Annotated in this window: 22 protein-coding genes; 7 read left to right on the forward strand and 15 right to left on the reverse strand. The window is 64.0% G+C overall.

Going from position 1 to position 19,107, the window contains the following annotated elements; genetic code table 11:
• The 6 genes from DBR10_RS15465 to DBR10_RS15490 all read right to left on the reverse strand — a co-directional run.
• On the reverse strand, positions 1 to 271 hold a 271-nt coding region (locus DBR10_RS15465; protein ID WP_146187862.1), incomplete at its 3' end, for a class I tRNA ligase family protein.
• Positions 272 to 408: 137 nt separating this feature from the next.
• Complete coding sequence (rnc, locus tag DBR10_RS15470; RefSeq protein WP_108505742.1) at positions 409 to 1,107, reverse strand: ribonuclease III; 699 nt, start codon at positions 1,105 to 1,107, stop codon at positions 409 to 411.
• A 9-nt stretch (positions 1,108 to 1,116) separates the two neighbouring features.
• On the reverse strand, positions 1,117 to 1,965 hold the full coding sequence (gene lepB, locus DBR10_RS15475; RefSeq protein ID WP_108490585.1) for a signal peptidase I: 849 nt from the start codon (positions 1,963 to 1,965) through the stop codon (positions 1,117 to 1,119).
• Between the two features lie 132 nt (positions 1,966 to 2,097).
• Entirely contained in the window at positions 2,098 to 2,391 is a 294-nt protein-coding gene (locus DBR10_RS15480) for a YciI family protein (protein WP_108505741.1), read from the reverse strand.
• A gap of 31 nt (positions 2,392 to 2,422) precedes the next feature.
• Entirely contained in the window at positions 2,423 to 2,815 is a 393-nt protein-coding gene (gene acpS, locus DBR10_RS15485) for a holo-ACP synthase (RefSeq protein ID WP_108505740.1), read from the reverse strand.
• Complete coding sequence (locus DBR10_RS15490; protein ID WP_108505748.1) at positions 2,812 to 3,588, reverse strand: pyridoxine 5'-phosphate synthase; 777 nt, start codon at positions 3,586 to 3,588, stop codon at positions 2,812 to 2,814. The genes acpS and DBR10_RS15490 overlap by 4 nt, the downstream gene beginning before the upstream one ends.
• A gap of 228 nt (positions 3,589 to 3,816) precedes the next feature.
• On the opposite strand from DBR10_RS15490, the gene DBR10_RS15495 reads away from it, so the two are divergent.
• Positions 3,817 to 5,394, forward strand: coding sequence for an amidohydrolase (locus DBR10_RS15495; RefSeq protein ID WP_108490448.1), 1,578 nt, complete (start codon positions 3,817 to 3,819; stop codon positions 5,392 to 5,394).
• Positions 5,395 to 5,398: 4 nt separating this feature from the next.
• Here the strand turns inward: DBR10_RS15495 and pyrE are convergent, their stop codons facing one another.
• Positions 5,399 to 5,980, reverse strand: coding sequence for an orotate phosphoribosyltransferase (gene pyrE, locus DBR10_RS15500; protein WP_108505747.1), 582 nt, complete (start codon positions 5,978 to 5,980; stop codon positions 5,399 to 5,401).
• A 78-nt stretch (positions 5,981 to 6,058) separates the two neighbouring features.
• Between pyrE and DBR10_RS15505 the strand changes: the two genes are divergently transcribed.
• Complete coding sequence (locus DBR10_RS15505) at positions 6,059 to 6,460, forward strand: NUDIX domain-containing protein (protein ID WP_108505739.1); 402 nt, start codon at positions 6,059 to 6,061, stop codon at positions 6,458 to 6,460.
• On the opposite strand, the gene DBR10_RS15510 is transcribed toward DBR10_RS15505, so the two are convergent.
• The 3 genes from DBR10_RS15510 to folK all read right to left on the reverse strand — a co-directional run bounded on the left by DBR10_RS15510 (position 6,457) and on the right by folK (position 9,836).
• Positions 6,457 to 8,637 (reverse strand): RelA/SpoT family protein, encoded by a 2,181-nt coding sequence (locus DBR10_RS15510; RefSeq protein ID WP_108505738.1) that lies wholly within the window; start codon positions 8,635 to 8,637, stop codon positions 6,457 to 6,459. The genes DBR10_RS15505 and DBR10_RS15510 overlap by 4 nt on opposite strands.
• 173 nt (positions 8,638 to 8,810) lie before the next feature.
• Positions 8,811 to 9,170 (reverse strand): DNA-directed RNA polymerase subunit omega, encoded by a 360-nt coding sequence (gene rpoZ / locus DBR10_RS15515; RefSeq protein ID WP_108505737.1) that lies wholly within the window; start codon positions 9,168 to 9,170, stop codon positions 8,811 to 8,813.
• A gap of 51 nt (positions 9,171 to 9,221) precedes the next feature.
• On the reverse strand, positions 9,222 to 9,836 hold the full coding sequence (folK, locus tag DBR10_RS15520; RefSeq protein WP_108490444.1) for a 2-amino-4-hydroxy-6-hydroxymethyldihydropteridine diphosphokinase: 615 nt from the start codon (positions 9,834 to 9,836) through the stop codon (positions 9,222 to 9,224).
• A gap of 12 nt (positions 9,837 to 9,848) precedes the next feature.
• On the opposite strand from folK, the gene DBR10_RS15525 reads away from it, so the two are divergent.
• Positions 9,849 to 10,448 carry a LabA-like NYN domain-containing protein gene (locus DBR10_RS15525; RefSeq protein WP_108505736.1) on the forward strand — a complete coding sequence of 200 codons (600 nt, stop codon included), beginning with the start codon at positions 9,849 to 9,851 and terminating at the stop codon, positions 10,446 to 10,448.
• Complete coding sequence (locus DBR10_RS15530) at positions 10,444 to 11,133, forward strand: uracil-DNA glycosylase (RefSeq protein WP_108556492.1); 690 nt, start codon at positions 10,444 to 10,446, stop codon at positions 11,131 to 11,133. Before DBR10_RS15525 ends, DBR10_RS15530 begins: the two co-directional genes overlap by 5 nt.
• A gap of 46 nt (positions 11,134 to 11,179) precedes the next feature.
• Here the strand turns inward: DBR10_RS15530 and DBR10_RS15535 are convergent, their stop codons facing one another.
• Together DBR10_RS15535 and glpK are read right to left on the reverse strand one after the other, a co-directional pair.
• The gene (locus DBR10_RS15535; RefSeq protein WP_335582567.1) at positions 11,180 to 12,202 is read right to left on the reverse strand and encodes an SMP-30/gluconolactonase/LRE family protein; all 1,023 of its coding nucleotides are present in this window, start codon (positions 12,200 to 12,202) and stop codon (positions 11,180 to 11,182) included.
• Positions 12,203 to 12,284: 82 nt separating this feature from the next.
• Positions 12,285 to 13,778, reverse strand: a complete 1,494-nt coding sequence (gene glpK / locus DBR10_RS15540) for a glycerol kinase GlpK (RefSeq protein WP_108506280.1) — start codon at positions 13,776 to 13,778, stop codon at positions 12,285 to 12,287.
• Positions 13,779 to 13,947: 169 nt separating this feature from the next.
• Here glpK and DBR10_RS15545 point away from each other — a divergent pair, with 169 nt between their 5' ends.
• The 3 genes from DBR10_RS15545 to DBR10_RS15555 all read left to right on the forward strand — a co-directional run bounded on the left by DBR10_RS15545 (position 13,948) and on the right by DBR10_RS15555 (position 16,425).
• The gene (locus tag DBR10_RS15545; RefSeq protein WP_108506278.1) at positions 13,948 to 15,033 is read left to right on the forward strand and encodes a DUF2336 domain-containing protein; all 1,086 of its coding nucleotides are present in this window, start codon (positions 13,948 to 13,950) and stop codon (positions 15,031 to 15,033) included.
• 32 nt (positions 15,034 to 15,065) lie between these two features.
• Positions 15,066 to 15,848 carry an NAD kinase gene (locus DBR10_RS15550; protein WP_108506277.1) on the forward strand — a complete coding sequence of 261 codons (783 nt, stop codon included), beginning with the start codon at positions 15,066 to 15,068 and terminating at the stop codon, positions 15,846 to 15,848.
• 94 nt (positions 15,849 to 15,942) lie between these two features.
• Positions 15,943 to 16,425 carry an Hpt domain-containing protein gene (locus DBR10_RS15555; protein ID WP_108506276.1) on the forward strand — a complete coding sequence of 161 codons (483 nt, stop codon included), beginning with the start codon at positions 15,943 to 15,945 and terminating at the stop codon, positions 16,423 to 16,425.
• Between the two features lie 7 nt (positions 16,426 to 16,432).
• Here the strand turns inward: DBR10_RS15555 and DBR10_RS15560 are convergent, their stop codons facing one another.
• Genes DBR10_RS15560 through folD form a run of 3 tightly spaced genes read right to left on the reverse strand, consistent with a single transcriptional unit; the run spans position 16,433 to position 19,102 of the window.
• On the reverse strand, positions 16,433 to 17,836 hold the full coding sequence (locus DBR10_RS15560; protein WP_108506275.1) for a D-arabinono-1,4-lactone oxidase: 1,404 nt from the start codon (positions 17,834 to 17,836) through the stop codon (positions 16,433 to 16,435).
• Positions 17,837 to 17,849: 13 nt separating this feature from the next.
• On the reverse strand, positions 17,850 to 18,206 hold the full coding sequence (locus DBR10_RS15565) for a c-type cytochrome (RefSeq protein ID WP_108506274.1): 357 nt from the start codon (positions 18,204 to 18,206) through the stop codon (positions 17,850 to 17,852).
• Positions 18,206 to 19,102, reverse strand: coding sequence for a bifunctional methylenetetrahydrofolate dehydrogenase/methenyltetrahydrofolate cyclohydrolase FolD (gene folD, locus DBR10_RS15570; protein WP_108506273.1), 897 nt, complete (start codon positions 19,100 to 19,102; stop codon positions 18,206 to 18,208). Before folD ends, DBR10_RS15565 begins: the two co-directional genes overlap by 1 nt.
• Positions 19,103 to 19,107 lie beyond the last annotated feature (5 nt).

Raw genomic sequence — 19,107 nt, forward strand, 5'->3', positions numbered from 1 at the left:
AGTCCCAGGACAGGCCAAACGCCGCTGCGACGTCGCGCTGAAGAATGTGCTGCTCGGCACAATAGGTCTCGACATCCTGGCCGGCGGCGGCCGCCGCCAGTTCGGCGGGCGTGCCGTGCTCGTCTGTGGCGCAGATGTAGAGGGTCTCGTTGCCCCGGGCCCGCTGGAACCGGGCATAGACATCCGCCGGCAGCATGGATCCCGCAAGATTCCCCAGGTGCTTGATGCCGTTGATGTACGGCAGGGCCGACGTGATCAGGATACGAGCCATGAGGCGCAATCTTCCGGGGAGTCAGAAATCGATGGAAACAGGCGTTGGCATATAGAAGGCTCGTTACGGAAACGAAAGCGTGGCGCAAGCCTCGCTCCCTTTCTGATGCGCGAAGCCGTCGCTGAAAATCTGTTCGCCTAAGACGCGGACTCGCGATCCAGAAGCGCCTTGGCCGCAGCCTTTTCGGCGTCCTGCCGCGACCGGCCGGTCGCGAATACCGGATCAACCCCCTCAACCGTGACCTTCACGGTAAAAATCGGTGCATGGTCGGGGCCGGTGCGATCCGCCACCGCATAGCTCGGCAAAGGCTTTGCCTGGGCCTGGGCCCACTCCTGCAGCGCGGTCTTGGGATCCCGAGGCTTGCCCTGAGCGGCGCGGTCAAACTCCGTGCTCCATAGATCCAGGAAGACCCGTCGGGCGGTATCAAGGCCGCCGTCACGATAAAGGGCGGCCATCAGGGCTTCGCAGCCCCCCGCCAGAATGGACTCGGTCTCGCGCCCCCCAATCTTGCTGGATGAGGCCGACAGCCGAAGCGCGGGGCCCAGTTGAGCCGCCCGTGCCACTCGGGCGCAGGTTTCCCGACTGACCAGAGCGTTCAGACGTGGCGCGAGCTCGCCTTCCTTGGCCTGCGGAAACCGCTCGGCCAGGGCCTCTGCCGCCAGAAGGCCCAGAACCCGGTCGCCGATGAACTCCAGAACCTCATTGTCGGCGGTCTTCTTGGCCCCATCCCCAACGCTGGCGTGGGTCAGGGATTGTTCAAGCAGCTTGCGGTCCGCGAAGGTGTGACCGATACGCGCTTCAAGATCGCTGACGGCGGTCGTCCGCCGGTTATCCATGACGCAGGATCACTTCAGGACGCGGAAGAAACGGCTCGGCCGGGCATCCATGACCCAGGTCCACGGCTTGAAGAGCGCAGCGTCGCGGTTCCAGGAAAGGAGAATGATCTGGGCCCGACCAACGAGATTCTCGGCCGGCACAAACCCGACACCGACCTCGTCTCCGATGTACTGGTCGAGCTCATAGTCCCATTTGCAGTAGCCAGGCCCGGTATCGAGCGGCGAGGTGCCCGGATCAAAGCGGCTGTCGGCCGAATTGTCGCGGTTATCGCCCATGAAGAAATAGCAGCCCGCCGGCACGGTATAGACGCCGGTATTGTCACCACGGCTGTCGGGTCCAAAGTCCTGGGTCGCATACTTGCGCCCTTCGGGATTGGTTTCCTCAAACCGCTGGACCTGCTGGGTGAAGCCATAGCCCATATCAACCAGAGCCGGTGCCCTGGCGCTCTGCGGAAGTGCCTTCCCGTTGATATAGACCGCGCCGGCGCGCACCTGAACCTTGTCCCCCGGCATCCCGATCAGCCGCTTGATGTAGTCGGTCCGACCATCCCGCGGCAGCTTGAAGACAATAATGTCGCCACGCCTCGGAGCCTTGCCCAGGATGCGGCCGTCGAAGAGCTTGGGACTGAACGGGAAGGAGTGACGGCTCCACCCATAGCTGAACTTGCTGACGATGATGTAGTCACCCTCAAGCAGGTTGGGTTCCATCGACGCAGACGGGATCGTGAAGGGCTGGAACAGAAGCACACGGAGCACAAGCGCGATGGACAGCGCATAGGCGACTGTCTTGATGATCTCGATGAGTTCCTGGACGGCGCCCCCCTTGTCTTCAGGGGGCGAGGTTTCGGCGTCGGTCATGCGGGCGCGGGGCTCTTGATACGATGGGGGCCGGCGAACCGGTCAGGCTTTGCTAGACGTGCTTGAGGACAGGGGCAAGCGCCTCCCCCGATATCTCGCCTTCATGGCACAGGTTGGGCAGCAGCCTTGTGACTAGTCATCCTCCAGAAGAAGCCGGAACTCAACGGTACCGCCGCCTTCATAAGCCGGGTTTCCGACCAGACAGGTCTTGGCGTCTTCAAGATCGGTCGCTGCGATCCTCACAAAGCCGGTCAGTGAACTCAGCGGTCGTTGCGGTTGCCCGTCGCGCCGAACGCATTCGCCCCCCGCTATGCTGCTTCCGCCCCGAAGGCGGCCTTCGCTTGCCAGCCGGTCCAGCCAGGCTGACCATTGGTCGACCTTTTCGTCGACAGCATCGCCGTGCATGAGCAGCAGGTAGTCGTTCAAAGTCCCCTCCCTGTTGGCTGCAGCGAAGACCCTAGACCGCCTCGATGATCACGAACGCCTGGGCCCAGGGGTGGTCATCCGTCAGCGAGAGATGGACGACAGCCGTCATCCCGGGCGGGGTCAATGCGGCCAGCCGTTCGGCCGCTCCGCCGGTCAGGGCCATGGTCGGCTTGCCGGACGGAAGGTTGACCACGCCCATTCCGGCAAGATGCACGCCCTGCTTCAGACCTGTCCCGAGGGCCTTCGAACAAGCCTCCTTGGCCGCGAACCGTTTCGCATAGCTGCTGGCGCGGTCGGGCTTGCGCTCGGAGCGCCGGCGCTCGACCTCGGTGAAGACCTTGTGGGTGAAGCGGTCACCGAAGCGCTCGAGGGATTTTTCAATCCGACGGATATCGCACAGGTCCGATCCGACCCCGATGATCACGCACCGGCCTCCAGCCGGGCCGTATCCATCAGGGCCCGCATACGATGGATCGCCTGCGGCAGTCCCACGAAGATCGACTCGCCGATCAGGAAGTGGCCGATGTTGAGCTCAGCGACCTGGGCAATCGCAGCCACAGGCTTAACGGTCGCATAGTCGATGCCGTGGCCTGCGTGAACCTCAAGGCCAAGTTCAGCCGCCAGGGCCGCGCCCTGTCGCAAACGCTCGAGAATTGCCGCCGCCCGCGCCGCCTCACCGGCCCGCGCGGCATCGCAATAGGCACCGGTATGTAGCTCGATCACCTGGGCCCCCACGCGATGGGAGGCTTCAATCTGGGACTCTTCGGCGTCAACAAACAGCGACACGCGGCTACCGGCCGCACGAAGCCGGGCCGTGGCCGCAGCGATGGCATCATAGCCGCGAACAATATCCAGCCCGCCCTCGGTCGTCACTTCCTCGCGCCGTTCAGGCACCAGGCAGGCCGCGTGCGGCCGCGCTCCGAGGGCGATGCCGACCATCTCGTCCGTCACCGCCATCTCGAAATTGAGAGGCTTGCCGCGCTTGAGGCACAGATCGGTCAGGAGCGCGATATCCGCATCCGAGATGTGTCGACGGTCCTCGCGCAGATGCGCGGTGATCCCGTCGGCCCCGGCAGCTAGCGCAAGCTCGGCCGCCCGAACGGGCTCGGGATAGCTGGATCCCCGGGCGTTCCGGATCGTGGCAACGTGGTCGATATTGACGCCCAGACGGACGGTTGCGGGGGGCTGACCAGGAATGACGGGACCTCGACTCACAGGGTCTGCGGTAAACTGACCGCCGGGGCATCCTACTGCGTTCTGGGGCGCGGGTGGAGGGCAGAAAAGGACCGCCGCCTTTCCGCTTGATGCCCAATCGGAATTCTTTCTGGACAGCTTCTGAACCGCCGCACAAGCTTGCTCCACTAATGCAAGTTACAGGGGGAAACGGCGGTGAAGACGTTCATTGGGGCTATCGTCCTTGCAGCGATGCTTTCAGGCACCGCCGCCCCTTCGCTGGCAGCATCTGTCTCGCCGGCCAAGCTCAAGGCCTTGAAGAGCGAAGCCGTTGCAGGCGTCGAGGCCCGCGCCAAGCTCTCCCAGGTGATGAACGACAAGATTTTCTCGTTCGGAGAACTGGGTTTTCAGGAGATCGAGACTTCGAAGTACATCACGGGTGTGCTCGAGGAGAACGGCTTCACCATCCAGCGCGGCGTTTCCGGTATCCCGACGGCCTGGACGGCGACCTGGACCAACGGCAAGGGCGGGCCGGTTATCGCGCTCGGGAGTGACATTGATTGCATCCCGAAAGCCTCACAGAAGCCCGGTGTACCGTGGCATGACCCCATCGTGCCAGGCGCACCCGGCCATGGCGAAGGCCACAATTCGGGACAGGCCCTGAACGTGGTTGCAGCCCTTGCCGTCAAGGACCTCATGATCCGGGAAGGGATCGCCGGTACGCTAATGCTCTGGCCGGGCGTTGCCGAAGAACTGGTCGCGGGTAAGGCCTATATGGTCCGTGACGGCGTCTTCAAGGATGTCGACGTCACCCTTTTCACGCACGTCGGCTCAAACCTCCAAACCAGCTGGGGGCCGTCGATCGGCACCGGTCTCGTGTCGGTGAAGTACAATTTCCACGGCGAGTCTGCCCATTCCGCTGGAGCGCCCTGGCGCGGCAAGAGCGCGCTGGACGCCGTCGAACTGATGGACATGGGCTGGAACATGCGACGGGAGCACCTGAACCCCTCACAACGGTCCCACTACGTCATCGTCGACGGCGGTGACCAGCCCAACGTCGTGCCGTCTGAAGCCAGCGTCTGGTACTATTTCCGCGAGCAAAGCTTCGACGCGATCAAGAAGAACTACGAGATCGGCAACAAGATCGCCCAGGCGGCGGCGGACATGACCGATACCCGTGTCGACCACATGGTGATCGGCACGGCGGCGCCGCGCTACTTCAACCGGCCGATGGCCGAAGCGGCCCAGGCCAATATCGAGATCGTCGGCCTGCCGAAATGGACCGAGGACGAACAGGCCTTCGCCAGGGCAGTTCAGACCAATGTGGGCTCAACCAAGCGGGAAGGTCTCGACGTCAAGCTCAAGGGGCTGACGGCACCGGACCCCAAACCCGAGAGCGGCGGATCTGACGACATCGGCGACATCTCCTGGATCATGCCGACCATCACCCTCAACTATCCGGCCAATATCCCCGACCTGCCCGGCCACCACTGGGCCAATGCGATTTCCATGGCCACCCCGATCGCCCACAAGGGCGTGACGGCAGGATCCAAGGTCATTGCGATGACGGCGCTGGATCTTCTGACCCAGCCCAAGCTGCTGGCGGACGCCAAGGCCTTCTTCCGGGATGTCCAGACCAAGGACCAGAAGTACGTCCCGATGCTGGCGGCGACCGACAAGCCGCAGACCCAGATCAATGCCAACATCATGGCGACCTACCGGCCCGAAATGACGAAGTTCTACTTCGATCCAGACAAGTACGGGACCTATCTCGAGCAGCTCGGTATCGCCTGGCCGGTCACGACCCTGACCCCGCCCGCCGCCAAGTAACGGACTAGCGCAGCCGGCGGCTGCCCGGATCCTCAATGGGGATGGCCGCAAGCTCGGGCGGCAGGGCATCCGCCGGATAGGCCGGAACCTCAAGACTGCATAGCGATACCAGCGGCACGCCGACGTCAACCTTGCCGCCGGACCGGTCGACGATACAGGCCGCCGCGATCACGTCACCGCCGGCCGCCTGGATGGCCGCAATGCACTCACGCGACGACAGGCCGGTGGTGACGATGTCCTCGACCATCACGACCTTCTGGCCCGGCTCGATATGGAAACCACGCCGGAACTTGAAGGCCCCGCCCTCGCGTTCGACATAGATCGACGGGACATTCAGGTGCCGGGCCGTTTCATAGCCGGGAATGATCCCGCCGACGGCCGGCGACACGGCGACCTCGGGCTGGCCGACCGTAGCCACGATCTTCGCGGCCAGGGCCTTGCACAGCCGCTCGCAACGCTCGGGCCGCATGAAGACGAGGTTCTTCTGCAGGAAAACCGGACTGTGCAGGCCTGAGGACAGCACGAAGTGGCCTTCACGGAGGGCTCCGGCGGCGCGGAATTCGTCGAGAACGTCGTCATTGGTCATGGTCGCGATATAGCCCACCGGTTCGGTACGTCAAACCTCGGCTTGCGCAAAGGCCCGGTTTTGGGTCTACCGCAGGCCATGAGTGAAGTTCCACGTCCCAGGATCGGCTGCGGTGCCGTCATCCTCGATGATCAGGGTAGTATCCTGCTGGTCCAGCGCATCAAGAATCCTGAAGCCGGCCACTGGGGCGTTCCCGGCGGCAAGCTCGACTGGGGCGAAGCGGCCCGCGCCTGCGCCGAGCGCGAGATTGACGAGGAACTGGGAATCCGCATCACCGCAGGCCCGGTCCTGGCCGTGACCGACATGATCGCAGCGGACTATCACTGGGTCGCCATCACCTATCTGGCCGACAGCTTCGAAGGCGTACCTGAGATCCAGGAGGATCACGCCCTCAAAGCCTGGAGCTGGTTCCACCTCGACGCCCTGCCCTCGCCCCTGACCGCATCGACGGCCGATGCGATCAGCCGGCTGCCGCGCTAGCCCCGCGTTCGGTCGACAGTCTCGACAGACGGGCAGGCCCGCAGGGCCGCCGAAATGTTGGTCAGATGCTTGGCATCGCGCACCTCAACATCGATGTCCGTGTCGAAGAAGTCACTCTGACGATGGTGCATGCGCAGGTTGACGATATTGCCACCCGCCTCGCCGATGATCGTGCAAACTTGGCCGAGTACTCCCGGAGCGTTCTGGATCGTGGCGTGGAGCCGGGTCAGGGACACCGTCTCGCGCTCCGCCTCGGGCGTCCAATTCAAGTCCCGCCAGAGCTCCTCGCGGTCCTCATAGTCGGCAAGCTTGGGGCAATCGATCGTATGCACGTCCAGGCCACCGTCCTGCTCGGCCGCGCCGTCCTCACGCAGGATGCCGACAATCCGGTCGCCCGGGACGGGACTGCAGCATTGGGCAAAATGCAACGAAACGCCCGGGGTCAAGCCACCGCCCCGGACATAAAGCTTGGCCTGCTTGCCCCCCTCGATCTTCCGACGGGCCGAGGCGGCAGCCATTTCGCTGTCCTTCATGCCCGGGAAGGCGGTCTCCAGGACCTGACTCGGAGAGACCCGGCCCCTTCCGACGGCGTCAAAAAGAGTGTCTTCGCTGTCCAGGGCATAGCGTTCGAGAATCGGTCGCAGCGACACGTCCTTGAGCTTTTTGCCCGCGCGCTCGAAGATCTGCTCCACGGACGAGCGTCCCAGGCGCAGGAACTCTTCTTTCTCGGTCTGGCGAATATGGCGGCGGATGGCGGAGCGTGCCCGCCCGGTCACGGTCAGTGACCGCCAGTCCGGGGGCACGACCGGCTTTGAACCACGAATGACCTCAACCACATCGCCGTTGTTCAGAAGCGTCCGAAGGGGCTTCAGCTCACCATTGATCTTCACGCCGATGCAGGTGTCACCGACGCTGGTATGGACCGCATAGGCAAAGTCCAGCGGCATGGCTCCGCGCGGCAGGCTGACGAGCTTGCCCTTCGGCGTGAACACAAAAACCTGGTCGAGGAACATTTCGAGCTTGGCGTGCTCAACCAGTTCTTCGGCGTCTCCACCATGCTCGAGGACCTGAACCAGTTGGCGTAGATTGGCCAGGGGATCGCGCCCGCCGGCCGCCTCCATGCCCTCGAGATCGAGGCCGTACGACGCGTCCTTGTAGCGGAAGTGGGCCGCAACACCCTCTTCGTTGACGCGGTCCATCGCCTCGGTGCGGATCTGCATCTCGATGCGCATCCCGCGGGGCCCGACGACCGTCGTATGCAGCGAGCGGTAGTTGTTGCGCTTGGGGGTGGAAATGAAGTCCTTGAACCGGTCCGGAACGCTCGACCAGGCGCGGTGGACGACACCCAGCGCCCGGTAGCAGTCCTCTTCAGTGTCGACGATCACACGAAAGGCATAGATGTCCGACATCTGGGAAAAGCCGATCGACTTGCGCTGCAGCTTGCGCCAGATCGAATAGGGCGACTTCTCACGGCCAAAAACCCGTGCCGGCAACCCAGCAGCATTGAGCCGCGCCGAGATTTCCTGGCTGACAAGGGCAACGGCCCCGCCCTGCTCGGCCCGCAGGGTGTCGAGTCGCCGGATAATGGCGTTTCGGGCGACCGGATTGGTGTGCTCGAACGAAAGCTCTTCGAGCTCGGTACAGATGCGGTGGCAGCCGATGTTCCGGGCCAGCGGCGCGTAGATATCCCGCGTCTCACGCGCAATCCGCTCGCGCTTGGCCTGGGCCTTGATGAAATGCAGCGTCCGCATGTTGTGCAGACGGTCGGCCAGCTTCACCAGCAAGACCCGCACATCCTTGCTGATCGCGAGGATGAACTTGCGCAGGTTCTCGGCCTGCCGCGAGTGCTCGGCCTGAAGTTCCAGCTTGGAGAGCTTGGTGACGCCCTCCACAAGCTCGGCGACCTCGTCGCCGAACAGACCGGCGATGTCTTCCCGGGTGACCGGCGTGTCCTCGATCACGTCATGCAGGAGCGCGGTGACGATGGTCGCGGTGTCGAGCCGGTACTCCGTCAGGATGCCCGCCACCTCGATCGGGTGGGCGTAGTAGGGATCACCGCTGGCCCGCGTCTGGCTGCCGTGCATCCGCATGGCATAGACATACGCACGGTTCAGAAGCGCCTCGTCGGCCGTAGGATCGTAGGAGTGAACCCGCTCGATCAGTTCATACTGACGCAGGAATTTCTGACGGGGCTTGGGCGGTGCCGTGCTGGCCGCCGGCTCATCAGCCGGTCCCGCAAACGAAGACGCGCCCGACGCGTCCCCGGTATCAGAGGACGCTTCAGGCGCGCGTTCGGAAGGAGCGGCGGCAGGCGCCGCTTCAAGGATTAGAGGGTCTGCGCCGTCGGGGCTCAGTACCGCTCCTCCTGACCGCCGTCGCGGTCGCTTTGCAGGGCGCGAACCAGTTCCAGTTCGCTCATCTGCATGTGGCTCGGATCAGCGAGCAGGGCCAAGGTCTCGGCCTCTTCTTCAGCCTCGGTGTGTTCGTCGACCCGTTGCAGGGTGCCGATCAGCTGTTCCTTCAGGCCTTCGTGGTCAACGACATCGTCAGCGATCTCGCGAAGCGCGACGACCGGGTTCTTGTCATTGTCGCGGTCGACCAGCAGAGCCGCACCCGCCGAAATGCCGCGCGCCCGGTGGGCCGACAGCAGGACCAGTGCGAAGCGGTTCGGAACCTTTTCAACGCAATCTTCGACGGTGACGCGGGCCATGAATTCCTCGGGCTAGCCGTGATGCTCTACGAAATAAGGGTCCAGCCAGCGTTACGCAACGCCGCCGGGAATGTCACCCTTCTTCCGCGAGGGGGCGCTTATGCCTGCTTCGCTTGCGGAAGTCCAGAGTGACGATCCCGGCAACGCCAGGGCCAGGGCATCTCGCCCAACCGTCGCATGTTCCGCCAGATGGGCTGCCGAATGCCCCAGAACAGGATGAAGCCACTCGGGGGCCAATTCGGACAACGGCCCCATGACAAAACGTCTTTCGTGCGCACGAGGATGCGGAATGCAAAGGTCATCCCCTGAAATCGCCATGCGCCCGTATGCGATCAGATCCAGATCCAGTGTCCGCGGCGCGTTTGTCGCGCCACGAACCCGACCAAATTCGGTTTCAACCTCGTGCAGTACAGCCAGAACGTCACGAGGACCCAGGTCTGTCCTGACCAGTGCGACGCCGTTCCGGTAGGCCGGATCTTTAGGATCGGGCCAGGCCAGTGAGGACCAGCAACGGGAAACCTCCAGAATCTTTAATCCCCGAGACGGGAGAGTCGCCAGGGCAGCGGTTAGCAGAGCCTCCCGACTCACATAACTTCCGGGCACACTGCAGCCAAACGCCACGACGACGATTTCATTCAGATCATTTGTCTCTGTCTTGTTTTTCAAGGACTTTCCAAATTGACCTTCTACCCGACCGACCGACTTGCACTGTTCATTGACGGGGCCAATCTGTATTCTGCCGCCAAGGCCCTGGGATTTGATATCGACTATCGCAAGCTGCTCGATGAATTCAAAAAGCGCGGCATCCTCATCCGGGCCTATTACTATACAGCCATCAACGAGAACGACGATTATTCACCAATCCGCCCCCTCGTCGACTGGCTCGATTATAACGGCTTCACGCTCGTGACCAAGCCGGCCCGGGAGTTTACCGACAGCCAGGGTCGCAAGCGCTGGCGTGGCGACATGGATGTCGAGATCGCAGTCGACATGCTTCAGATGGCTGAGACCGCCGATCATCTTGTCCTGTTCTCGGGGGATGGCGACTTCCGCGCCCTTGTCGAGGCCGTCCAGCGCAAAGGCCGGCGCGTCACGGTGGTTTCCACGATGAAGAGCCAGCCTCCGATGACCAGTGACGACCTGCGTCGCCAGGCGGACGACTTCGTGGATCTCAGCGATCTTGCCAACATCATCGGTCGCCCCCAGCGCGCGCCGGCACCCCGCCCCCTCTCGGATGCCCGCACCCTGGCCGAGCGCGAGGCCGACGATGAGTATTGAGAACCGGAGCAACATTGCCGGGGAGACCGTCCCCTCTCCGGCCGAGCCGGCCAGGGACTGCGCCCTGTGTCCAAGGCTCGTCGCCTATCGGCATGAGAACCAGGCCCTTTTCCCCGACTGGTTTAATGGCCCGGCCCCGTCTTTCGGGGATGCCAGGGCCCGCCTTCTGGTGGTCGGGCTGGCTCCAGGCCGCAAGGGCGCGAACCGCACGGGACGCCCCTTCACGGGAGACTATGCCGGCGCGCTACTCTACGAGACGCTGATCAAGTTCGGCTTCGCCACTGGGCGCTTTGAGGCCCGTCCCGATGACAGCCTGACACTCCTGGGTTGCGCGGTAACTAATGCTGTCCGTTGCGCGCCCCCTGGAAACAAGCCGGAAACGTCTGAAGAAATCGCCTGCCGGCCGTTTCTGACCCAGCGGATCGAGGCCTTTCCCGAACTCAGCGCTATTGTCACGCTCGGCGATGTCGCGCGACGCAGCGTCTTGAAAGCCCTGGGTCTCAAGGCCTCCGACGGCATCCCGGGGCATGGCTCGGAATTCCAGGCGGGTCGCTATCGGGTCTTCAACAGCTATCACTGCTCGCGCCTCAACACGAACACCGGCCGGTTGACCACCCCGATGTTCGAGGACCTGTTTGCGCGGGTCAGGGCCTATGTTGACGCTGCCGGAGTGCCGGACCGCTGATCCACCAGCGGGGGGTCTATCGCCCGCCGGCTTCGGCGCGAAGGGCTCAGATGAGCCCCTTCGTCTTCAAACGCACCCGGGCCAAAACATCCTGCGAAGTGAGAAACAGGGTTTGACCGTCCTCTCCGAAGGCACAATTGGCCACTGGCCGCCCAGTTTCGATGACCCCAATCAGTTCCCCCTGTGGCGTAATCACCAGCACGCCGCCGGGCCCCGTCGCATAGAGCCGTCCCTCGGCATCCAGGCACATGCCGTCCGGCAGGCCGGGGCCTCCGGCCTTCAGCAGGGCCAACGCATCAAAGAACAGGCTCGATCGGACCGGCAGGCCGTCGGCACCGAGATCGTAAGCCATTATGATCGGACCTTCGGGGTCCGACACCGCCACGTAGAGACGCGTCTCGTCGGGCGACAGGGCCACGCCATTCGGGAAGGTAAGCGTTTCGTCCACGAGAACGACCGCCCCGTCGGGCCGACGCAGATAGACCCCGTTGAACGCGAGTTCCTTGGCCGGTGAGGCGTTCAGCCCCTCAAAGCCATAGGGCGGATCGGTGAAATAGATCGCGCCGGAGCTGGTGATCGCCAGATCATTCGGGCTGTTGAACCGCTTGCCCTGGTAACGATCTAGGATGATCGACTTCTTGCGGGTCGCGAGATCGACTTTTGACAGCGCCCGGTTGCCGTGATCGCAGACGATGAGGTCGCCCCGCGCGTCCAGCGCCATGCCGTTCGAACCCGGCTCCCTGAATATGGCGGTGGGCGGCCCGTCATAGCCGGAGGGCTTGAGGAAGACCTCGGCACCTGTAGCTTCCGACCACCGGTACATGGTGTTTGCAGGCACATCGGAAAACACCAAATAGCGCCCGTTCTCGATCCAGACCGGACCTTCTGACCAGATGAACCCACTGGCCAGTTGCTCGACAGTTGCGCCGGCAGCAGCCACGTCATCCATAGCCTTCGCAAGGCGGCGAATTCCGCCCAAGGCCGGGCGGCTTGCAGCTTGGGTCATTGATGCCCCTCCCGAGAAAGCGGCGGCGGCCGCCATGAAAGTGATGTCACGGCGCGTCGGCATCGTTCAGCAGTCCCCAGAAATTGACAGCGCTGCCTATCATACCTTCGGTCGCTCCGGCACCCTTGGCGAAGGGGTCCAGAACTCAGGATCGCACCCGCGGCACGGCATCCAGCCAACGAGCATAGGCCGCTTCGCGTTGATGCACGGGCATTGCGGGTTCGAGCGCTTCCGCAACCGGTCGAACAGCCGCCGCTTCGGCAAGGGAGGCGTAGAGCCCCGCGCCAAGTCCTGCGAACAGGGCAGCACCAAGCGCGGTGGTTTCGAGATAGCTCGCACGCTGGACCGGCATGCCGGTAAGGTCCGACAGTCGCTGGGAAAACCAGCTACTCCGCGACATCCCGCCGTCGATCCGAAGTTGCGCACCTGCGCCGAAAGCCTCAGGCGCATCGGCCCGCATGGCCTCTATCAGGTCCCGGCTTTGCAGGGCACAGGCGTCATAGGTCGCTAGGGCGATCTCCGGCAGGCCAGCATCACGCGTCAGGCCGAAGATCGCCCCCCGCGCTCCGGCATCCCACCACGGCGCGCCAAGGCCGGTGAAGGCCGGCACAACGACGACGCCATGATCACTGCGTGCCGCTCGGGCCAGCGCCTCTGCGGCCCGGGGTCCACCGGTAATGCCGAGCCCCTCTCCAAGCCACTGAATGGCCGCACCGGCGACAAAGATCGATCCCTCGAGCGCGAACATCGTCCTGCCATCAATACGGGCTGCGACAGTCGTGAGGAGTCTTGAACGGGAAACGGGCCTGACGTCCCCGGTGTTGATCAGCATGAAGCAACCGGTTCCGTAGGTCGCCTTCATCTGGCCTGGAAGAATACAACCCTGCCCCATCAGGGCGGCCTGCTGATCTCCGGCTACGCCCCGGATCGGAACCGCGCGGCCCAGGATATCGGGCGTCACCGAGCCATAGTCATCGGCACAATCCCGCACCTCCGGCAACATCCCTGCGGGTATCTCGAGAAGGTCCAGCATGGGCTGCGACCAAGTCTGCGCCTGGATATCGAAGAGCAGTGTCCGTGACGCATTGGTCGCGTCCGTGGCATGGACCTCGCCCCCGGTAAGCCGCCAGATGAGCCAGCTGTCGATCGTTCCACACAGGAGCTCCCCCGTCTCGGCCCGGGCTCGGCCGCCCGGCACATGGTTGAGGATCCAGGCGATCTTTGTGCCCGAGAAATAGGGGTCGAGGAGCAGCCCGCTGATCTCTGCCACCCTGGCCTCATAGCCTGCCGCACGCAGATCGTCGCAGACCGCGGCCGTCCGCCGATCCTGCCAGACGATTGCCGGATAGATGGGGCGCCCTGTCACCCTGTCCCAGACCACGACGGTCTCGCGTTGATTGGTTATGCCAATGGCCTGGACATCGCCCACGCTACGGCCGGACGTCTCTACAGCCTCCCGCATGACCGCTACGCTGGCTGCAAGGATCTCTTCGGCATCGTGCTCGACCCACCCATCAGCCGGATAGCTCTGGCGCAGGGGGCGGGCGGCTTCGGACAAAGCACTCCCGCGGGCATCGAACAGGATCGCCCGTGTGCTGGTCGTTCCCTGGTCCAGGGCCAAAATCAGAGGTTCACTCAATCCGGCTTCTCCCTCGCTCAGGCTCAAACCGCGACAACAGGTCGCTCGTCTTGTCATTCTCCAAGCTCAACCGTTTAAGCATGTTTTCATTCGACTAAAGCATGGTCATGCTGATTGAGTTCGGGATTCGAGGAGGCTGGTCATCCAAGCCGTCCAGACCGCTAAGCTTCTGACATTGGCGCGCAGCCGGGATCCCGGTGATCGCGAACGCCTTCTGACGGGCATTATTGAGCTTTGCGAAGCCGGCCAGGCCATCGGTGCGCCTGCCGATCCCGATATCCAGCGCCTGCTGGATTCGATCTTCATGACGCTCGTGGTTGAGGCTGAGCGCGACATCCGGCAGCGGCTTTCCGAACGCCTTGCCGATGCCCCTTGGGCACCGTCGGCGCTCATAAACATTCTGGCGCTCGACGAGATCGAGATCGCCAGGCCGATCATCGCGCGCAGCCCGGTCCTGCAGGACCATGATCTGATCCGCCTTCTGGTCCAGGCGACGCTGGAACACCAGATCGAGGTCGCCCGACGCCCGAGGCTGGCAGCATCAGTGGTTGAAGCGATTCTGGCCCGGGGCGAGCCTGCGGTTCTGACCGCTCTGGCCAGCAATGACAGCGCAGAGCTCACCTCGGATGCGATGGGGCGATTGGTTTCGAGGGCCAAGGATGTGGTGGCCCTGAGGTCGCCTCTGGCCCGACATCCGCGCCTGTCCAGCGAACTCGCCGAGCAGCTTTATCTTTGGGTCGGCGGTGCGCTCCGCGAGGCCTTGCAGACGCGCTTTCACCTAGACGCAAGAGCCATGGATACGGCGATTGATGACGCCCTTCGTTCCGCCCATCGCGGGGAGACCCCAGAGGGTGAGGATCCGCTCGAAAACACCAGCGAGCGTGAGGAAATGGAGCGCTTGCTGGTCGAGAAGCTGGACTCCGCAGGCCAGCTCCGTCCCGGCTATCTGCTGAGGGTTCTAAGGGAAGGCCGCCTCCCCCTGTTCATCCAGGCCCTTGCCCGACTCGGGAGCTTTGAGCCCGGCCAGATTCGCCGGGCCATCGACAGCAACCGGCCAGAACTCCTGGCCTTGGCCTGCTCTGCCGTCAGCATCGATCGCAGCGTTTTCCCGACGATTCTCGACCATGTGCGGCAGCTCAATGGTGGACGTCCGGGCGGCGGCTCCGAGGGGGCCCGGCGCGCCAGCAGCGCCTTTGGCCCTTTCACGCCGGATATTGCCGGCATGGCCTTCAGACAGGCGGTCGGCGCGGTTTGACAAGCCGGTGAGCTTCCCTCCACTTGAGCGCGATGTATCAGCCGCAGCCCTTTCTGACTCGCCTGACCTTCCGGTCCAGTGACCGTCCTGAAGCCGAGGAAGCGCGTGAGCGCCTGACAGCCCGCTATGGCGATGTCGGCAACGAGGCCGCTCAGGTTATCGTCGCCCTCGGGGGCGACGGTTTCATGCTGGAAACCCTTCACGATACAATGGTCAACCAGACTCCGATCTACGGGATGAACCGCGGCTCTGTCGGCTTCCTGATGAATGAATACAGCGAGGACGGACTACTCGAGCGGATCAACGCCGCAGAACGGGCCGTCATCCACCCCCTGGCCATGACCGCCATTGACACACAGCGGCGCAACCACCGCGCCCTTGCCATCAACGAGGTCTCGTTGCTGCGGCAGACCCGTCAGACCGCAAAGCTGCGGATTTCCATCGACGGGAAGGTGCGGATGGGAGAGCTGGTGTGCGACGGGGCCCTGATCGCCACGCCCGCAGGCTCAACCGCCTATAATCTTTCGGCCCACGGCCCCATCATCCCGATCGGGGGTCAGGTCCTGGCCCTGACGCCGATCAGTGCCTTTCGCCCGCGTCGGTGGCGCGGCGCGTTGCTACCGCGTACTGCTCGCATAACCTTTGAAATCCTCGAGGCCGACAAGCGCCCCGTCAGCGCGGTCGCTGACAATTTCGAGGTCCGCGACGTCCTGGAGGTTCATATATCTGAGGATCGCGACACCAGTCTCGCCATGCTGTTCGACGCCGGTCGAAGCCTGGACGAACGCGTCCTCGCAGAACAGTTTTCAGCCTGAGACGATTGGCCGCTCGAAAACGGGCGTCTCATTCGTTGTTAACGCCTGCTATGCTAGTAATCGCAAAATTATTCCCGCCGCCGGGGAGGCGATCGTGACGAACAAGACCACCGCCGAGGTGATCCAGGTACCGAACATGCTGAAGCTCAAGGTGGGCGGACGCGGCGGGATCGATATGGCGGCCATCGCCAAGGCTGAAGCCGCTCTCAAAAGCCTCTCGGGTAATTTTGCTCAATGGCTGCAGGACGAGATCACCAAGCTCGAGACCGCCCGCCAGGAGGTCAAGACCCAGGGCCTTACGGCGGCGACCGTCGAGTCAGTCTATCTGCGAGCCCACGACCTCAAGGGGCTCGGCGCGACCTATGAGTTCCCGCTGATCACCCGCATCGCCGCTTCGCTCTGCAAGCTCATCGATGAGCCCGAGACCCGCCTCTCGGCCCCGATGTTCCTGGTCGACGCCCATATCGATGCGATCAAGGCGGCCGTTCGCGGCGACATCAGGGTCGACACCCACCCGGTCGGCAAGGCGCTTTCCGAAGAACTGGAAGGCCGTGTCGCCGAGTATCTGAAGGGCTGAGGTCTTTTCAGACCAGGCCGAACAGGCCTTTCAGGTAGGGGTTGAGCATCCGTCCCTGAGGGTCAAGTTCGGCACGGACTTTCAGGAAGTCCTCCCACCGCGGATAAAGCGCGGCGAGTTGCTGATCCTTCAGGGTGTGCAGCTTGCCCCAATGCGGCCGCCCGCCGTGGCGACGGAAGATGGGTTCAATCAGCTCATAGAGGAATGCGAAGTCGTCCTTGTAGTGGGTATGGACGGCCACAGACCCCCGCGCACCGCCCTGGAACGGTGACAGCCAGGCATCGTCCGACGCGATGCGACGCACCTCGATCGGGAAGAAGACGTCTGGCCTTTCCTTTTCGAGCGTTGCGACCACCTCTTCCAGCACCTTCAACTGCCGGTCCGCCGGGAGGTGGAACTCCATCTCGTTGAACCGTACAGGCCGCTCCGTCGAGAGAAGCTTCCAGCCTTCGTCCACGGCGGTTTCGGGCTTTGCGCTGGCCAGAAGCGCGCGGGCTGCAGCCTTGCGCAGCGGGGTCGAGAAGCCCAGCAGGTTGCGCAAGCCCTTCAGGGCATCCAGGAAAGCCGAATCCTGGTCCGCGCCCCGCGCCTGGGCTGGATCGTCGGTTTCGTCGTGGCTGATCCCGACCGCAAGGCCCGTGAACGGCACGGCGTAGAACTCGAAGTTGCGATGCTGCGCCCAGCGCGCCTCGGCCTTTGCCAGAGCATCCTGAAACGGCTCGATCCAGACCCTGCGACGGATCCGGCGGTTGGGAATGGTCTTCAGACGGACCTGCGAGATCACCCCCAATGCCCCGAGCGAGACCCGGGCCGCCTGGAAGACCTCCGCATTGCTGTCCGCCGAGCAATCGATCACCCGGCCATCCGGGGTCACAAGCCGCAGGCCGGTGACGTCGCCGTGCAGGGCCTGCAGTTTCGACCCCGTGCCGTGGGTGGCGGTGGCCAGGGCTCCAGCGAGCGACTGCTTGTTAATGTCGGGGAGATTGGCCATGGCCCTCCCCTTCTCGGCCAGGGCCGGCCCAAGGGCTCCCAGACGGGTCCCCGCCAGAACCAGGGCCTCATCGCCCTCCCAGCCGATGACCCCCGAAAGGGAATCCAGCGACAGGAGTGAGCCGGACGTCGGGGCCAGCGCCGTGAACGAGTGGCCGGCCCCGACCGGCCGGACCGGAGCGGTCGCCGTCTTCAGCATCGAGGCCAGCTCGCCCTCATCCCGGGGGGCCAGCCGCGCGGAGGGATAGGCCGTCTGGATACCCGACCAGTTGCGCCAGAGCAGCTTGCCGTCCGCGTTGACGGACGGGGGTGACAGGGGCTCGGGCTTGTCGTGGGTTGCGACCAGATATCCGGTCCCGCCGGCGGCCACCACAGCCGCAGCGCTTCCCCCTGCGACCAGCGCAGCGCGTCTCGAGATCATGGTCCCCTCCCGGTCAGGCGGGATCTTCACGCCCCGCCATAAACCGTATCAGACCCTTGAAATCATCCGGAGCGCAAGTCGCGCATTGCCCCGAGGCGGGCATCGCCTTGTAGCCCTGGATCGTATGGTCCAGCAGCACGGCCTCGCCCTGCTTCCAGCGCGGGTCCCAGGCGGTGCGGTCATGAACCTGGGGCGCCCCGGTATCCGGCGCGGCATGGCAGGCCTTGCACGAGGTCTCGTAGAGGCCGGCCAGGCGCGGGTCTGCCGGCTTGAGCAGGAGCGCCTGCTCCGGCGTCGGAGCCACAGGAGGCTTCTCGCCGCAAGCCGCCAGCAGCAGGATAGCCGCAATCGCTGAGAGTACCGCCCGCATCAGACTTCAAGCCCATTCAGGCGCTTGGCCGCCGTTACAGTATTGGCCAGCAGGCAGGCGATGGTCATCGGTCCAACACCTCCAGGGACAGGCGTAACCGCCCCCGCGACCTGAACGACCTCATCGAAGGCCACATCACCGACCAGACGGGTCTTGCCCGCAGCGGCGGCCACCGGATCACGGGAAGGAAACCGGCTGATGCCGACATCAATGACCACAGCCCCAGGCTTGATCCAGTCCCCCCTGACCATCTCGGCGCGCCCGACGGCGGCGACGACAATGTCAGCCTGGCGCACGATGGCGGGCAGATCGACGCTGCGCGAGTGGGCAATGGTGACGGTGCAGTCCGCCGCCAGAAGCATCTGGGCCATGGGCTTGCCCATCAGGTTCGACCGGCCGATGACGACGGCGCTCTTGCCGCGAAGATCACCGATGACATCCTTCAGCAGCATCATGCACCCGAGCGGAGTGCAGGGCGTCAGGGCCGGCAAGCCGCTTGCAAGCCGTCCGGCATTGGTCACGGTAAGCCCATCGACGTCCTTGTCGGGAGAGATGGCAGCGACGATATCGGACTGCCTCAGGTGCTCGGGGACGGGGAACTGGACCAGTACGCCGTGAATGGCCGGATCCGCATTCAGCGCGCCGACAACCGACAGCAACTCTTCCTGGCTGACATCGGCCGGCAGACGGTGGGTTTCTGAGTGCATCCCCGCTGCAAGGGTCTGTTCGCCCTTGTTTCGGACATAGACCTGGCTGGCCGGATCTTCGCCGACGAGAACCACGGCGAGGCCCGGGGTCACGCCATGCTCCGCCTTGAGCCGGGCGACGTCCTCGGCGACGCGCGAGCGCAGATCGGCCGCAAAGGCCTTGCCGTCGATGATCCTAGCTTCAGACATTGGTG

Origin of the sequence: Caulobacter sp. HMWF025 (genome assembly GCF_003060965.1) — a bacterium.
Classification (GTDB): Bacteria; Pseudomonadota; Alphaproteobacteria; order Caulobacterales; family Caulobacteraceae; genus Caulobacter.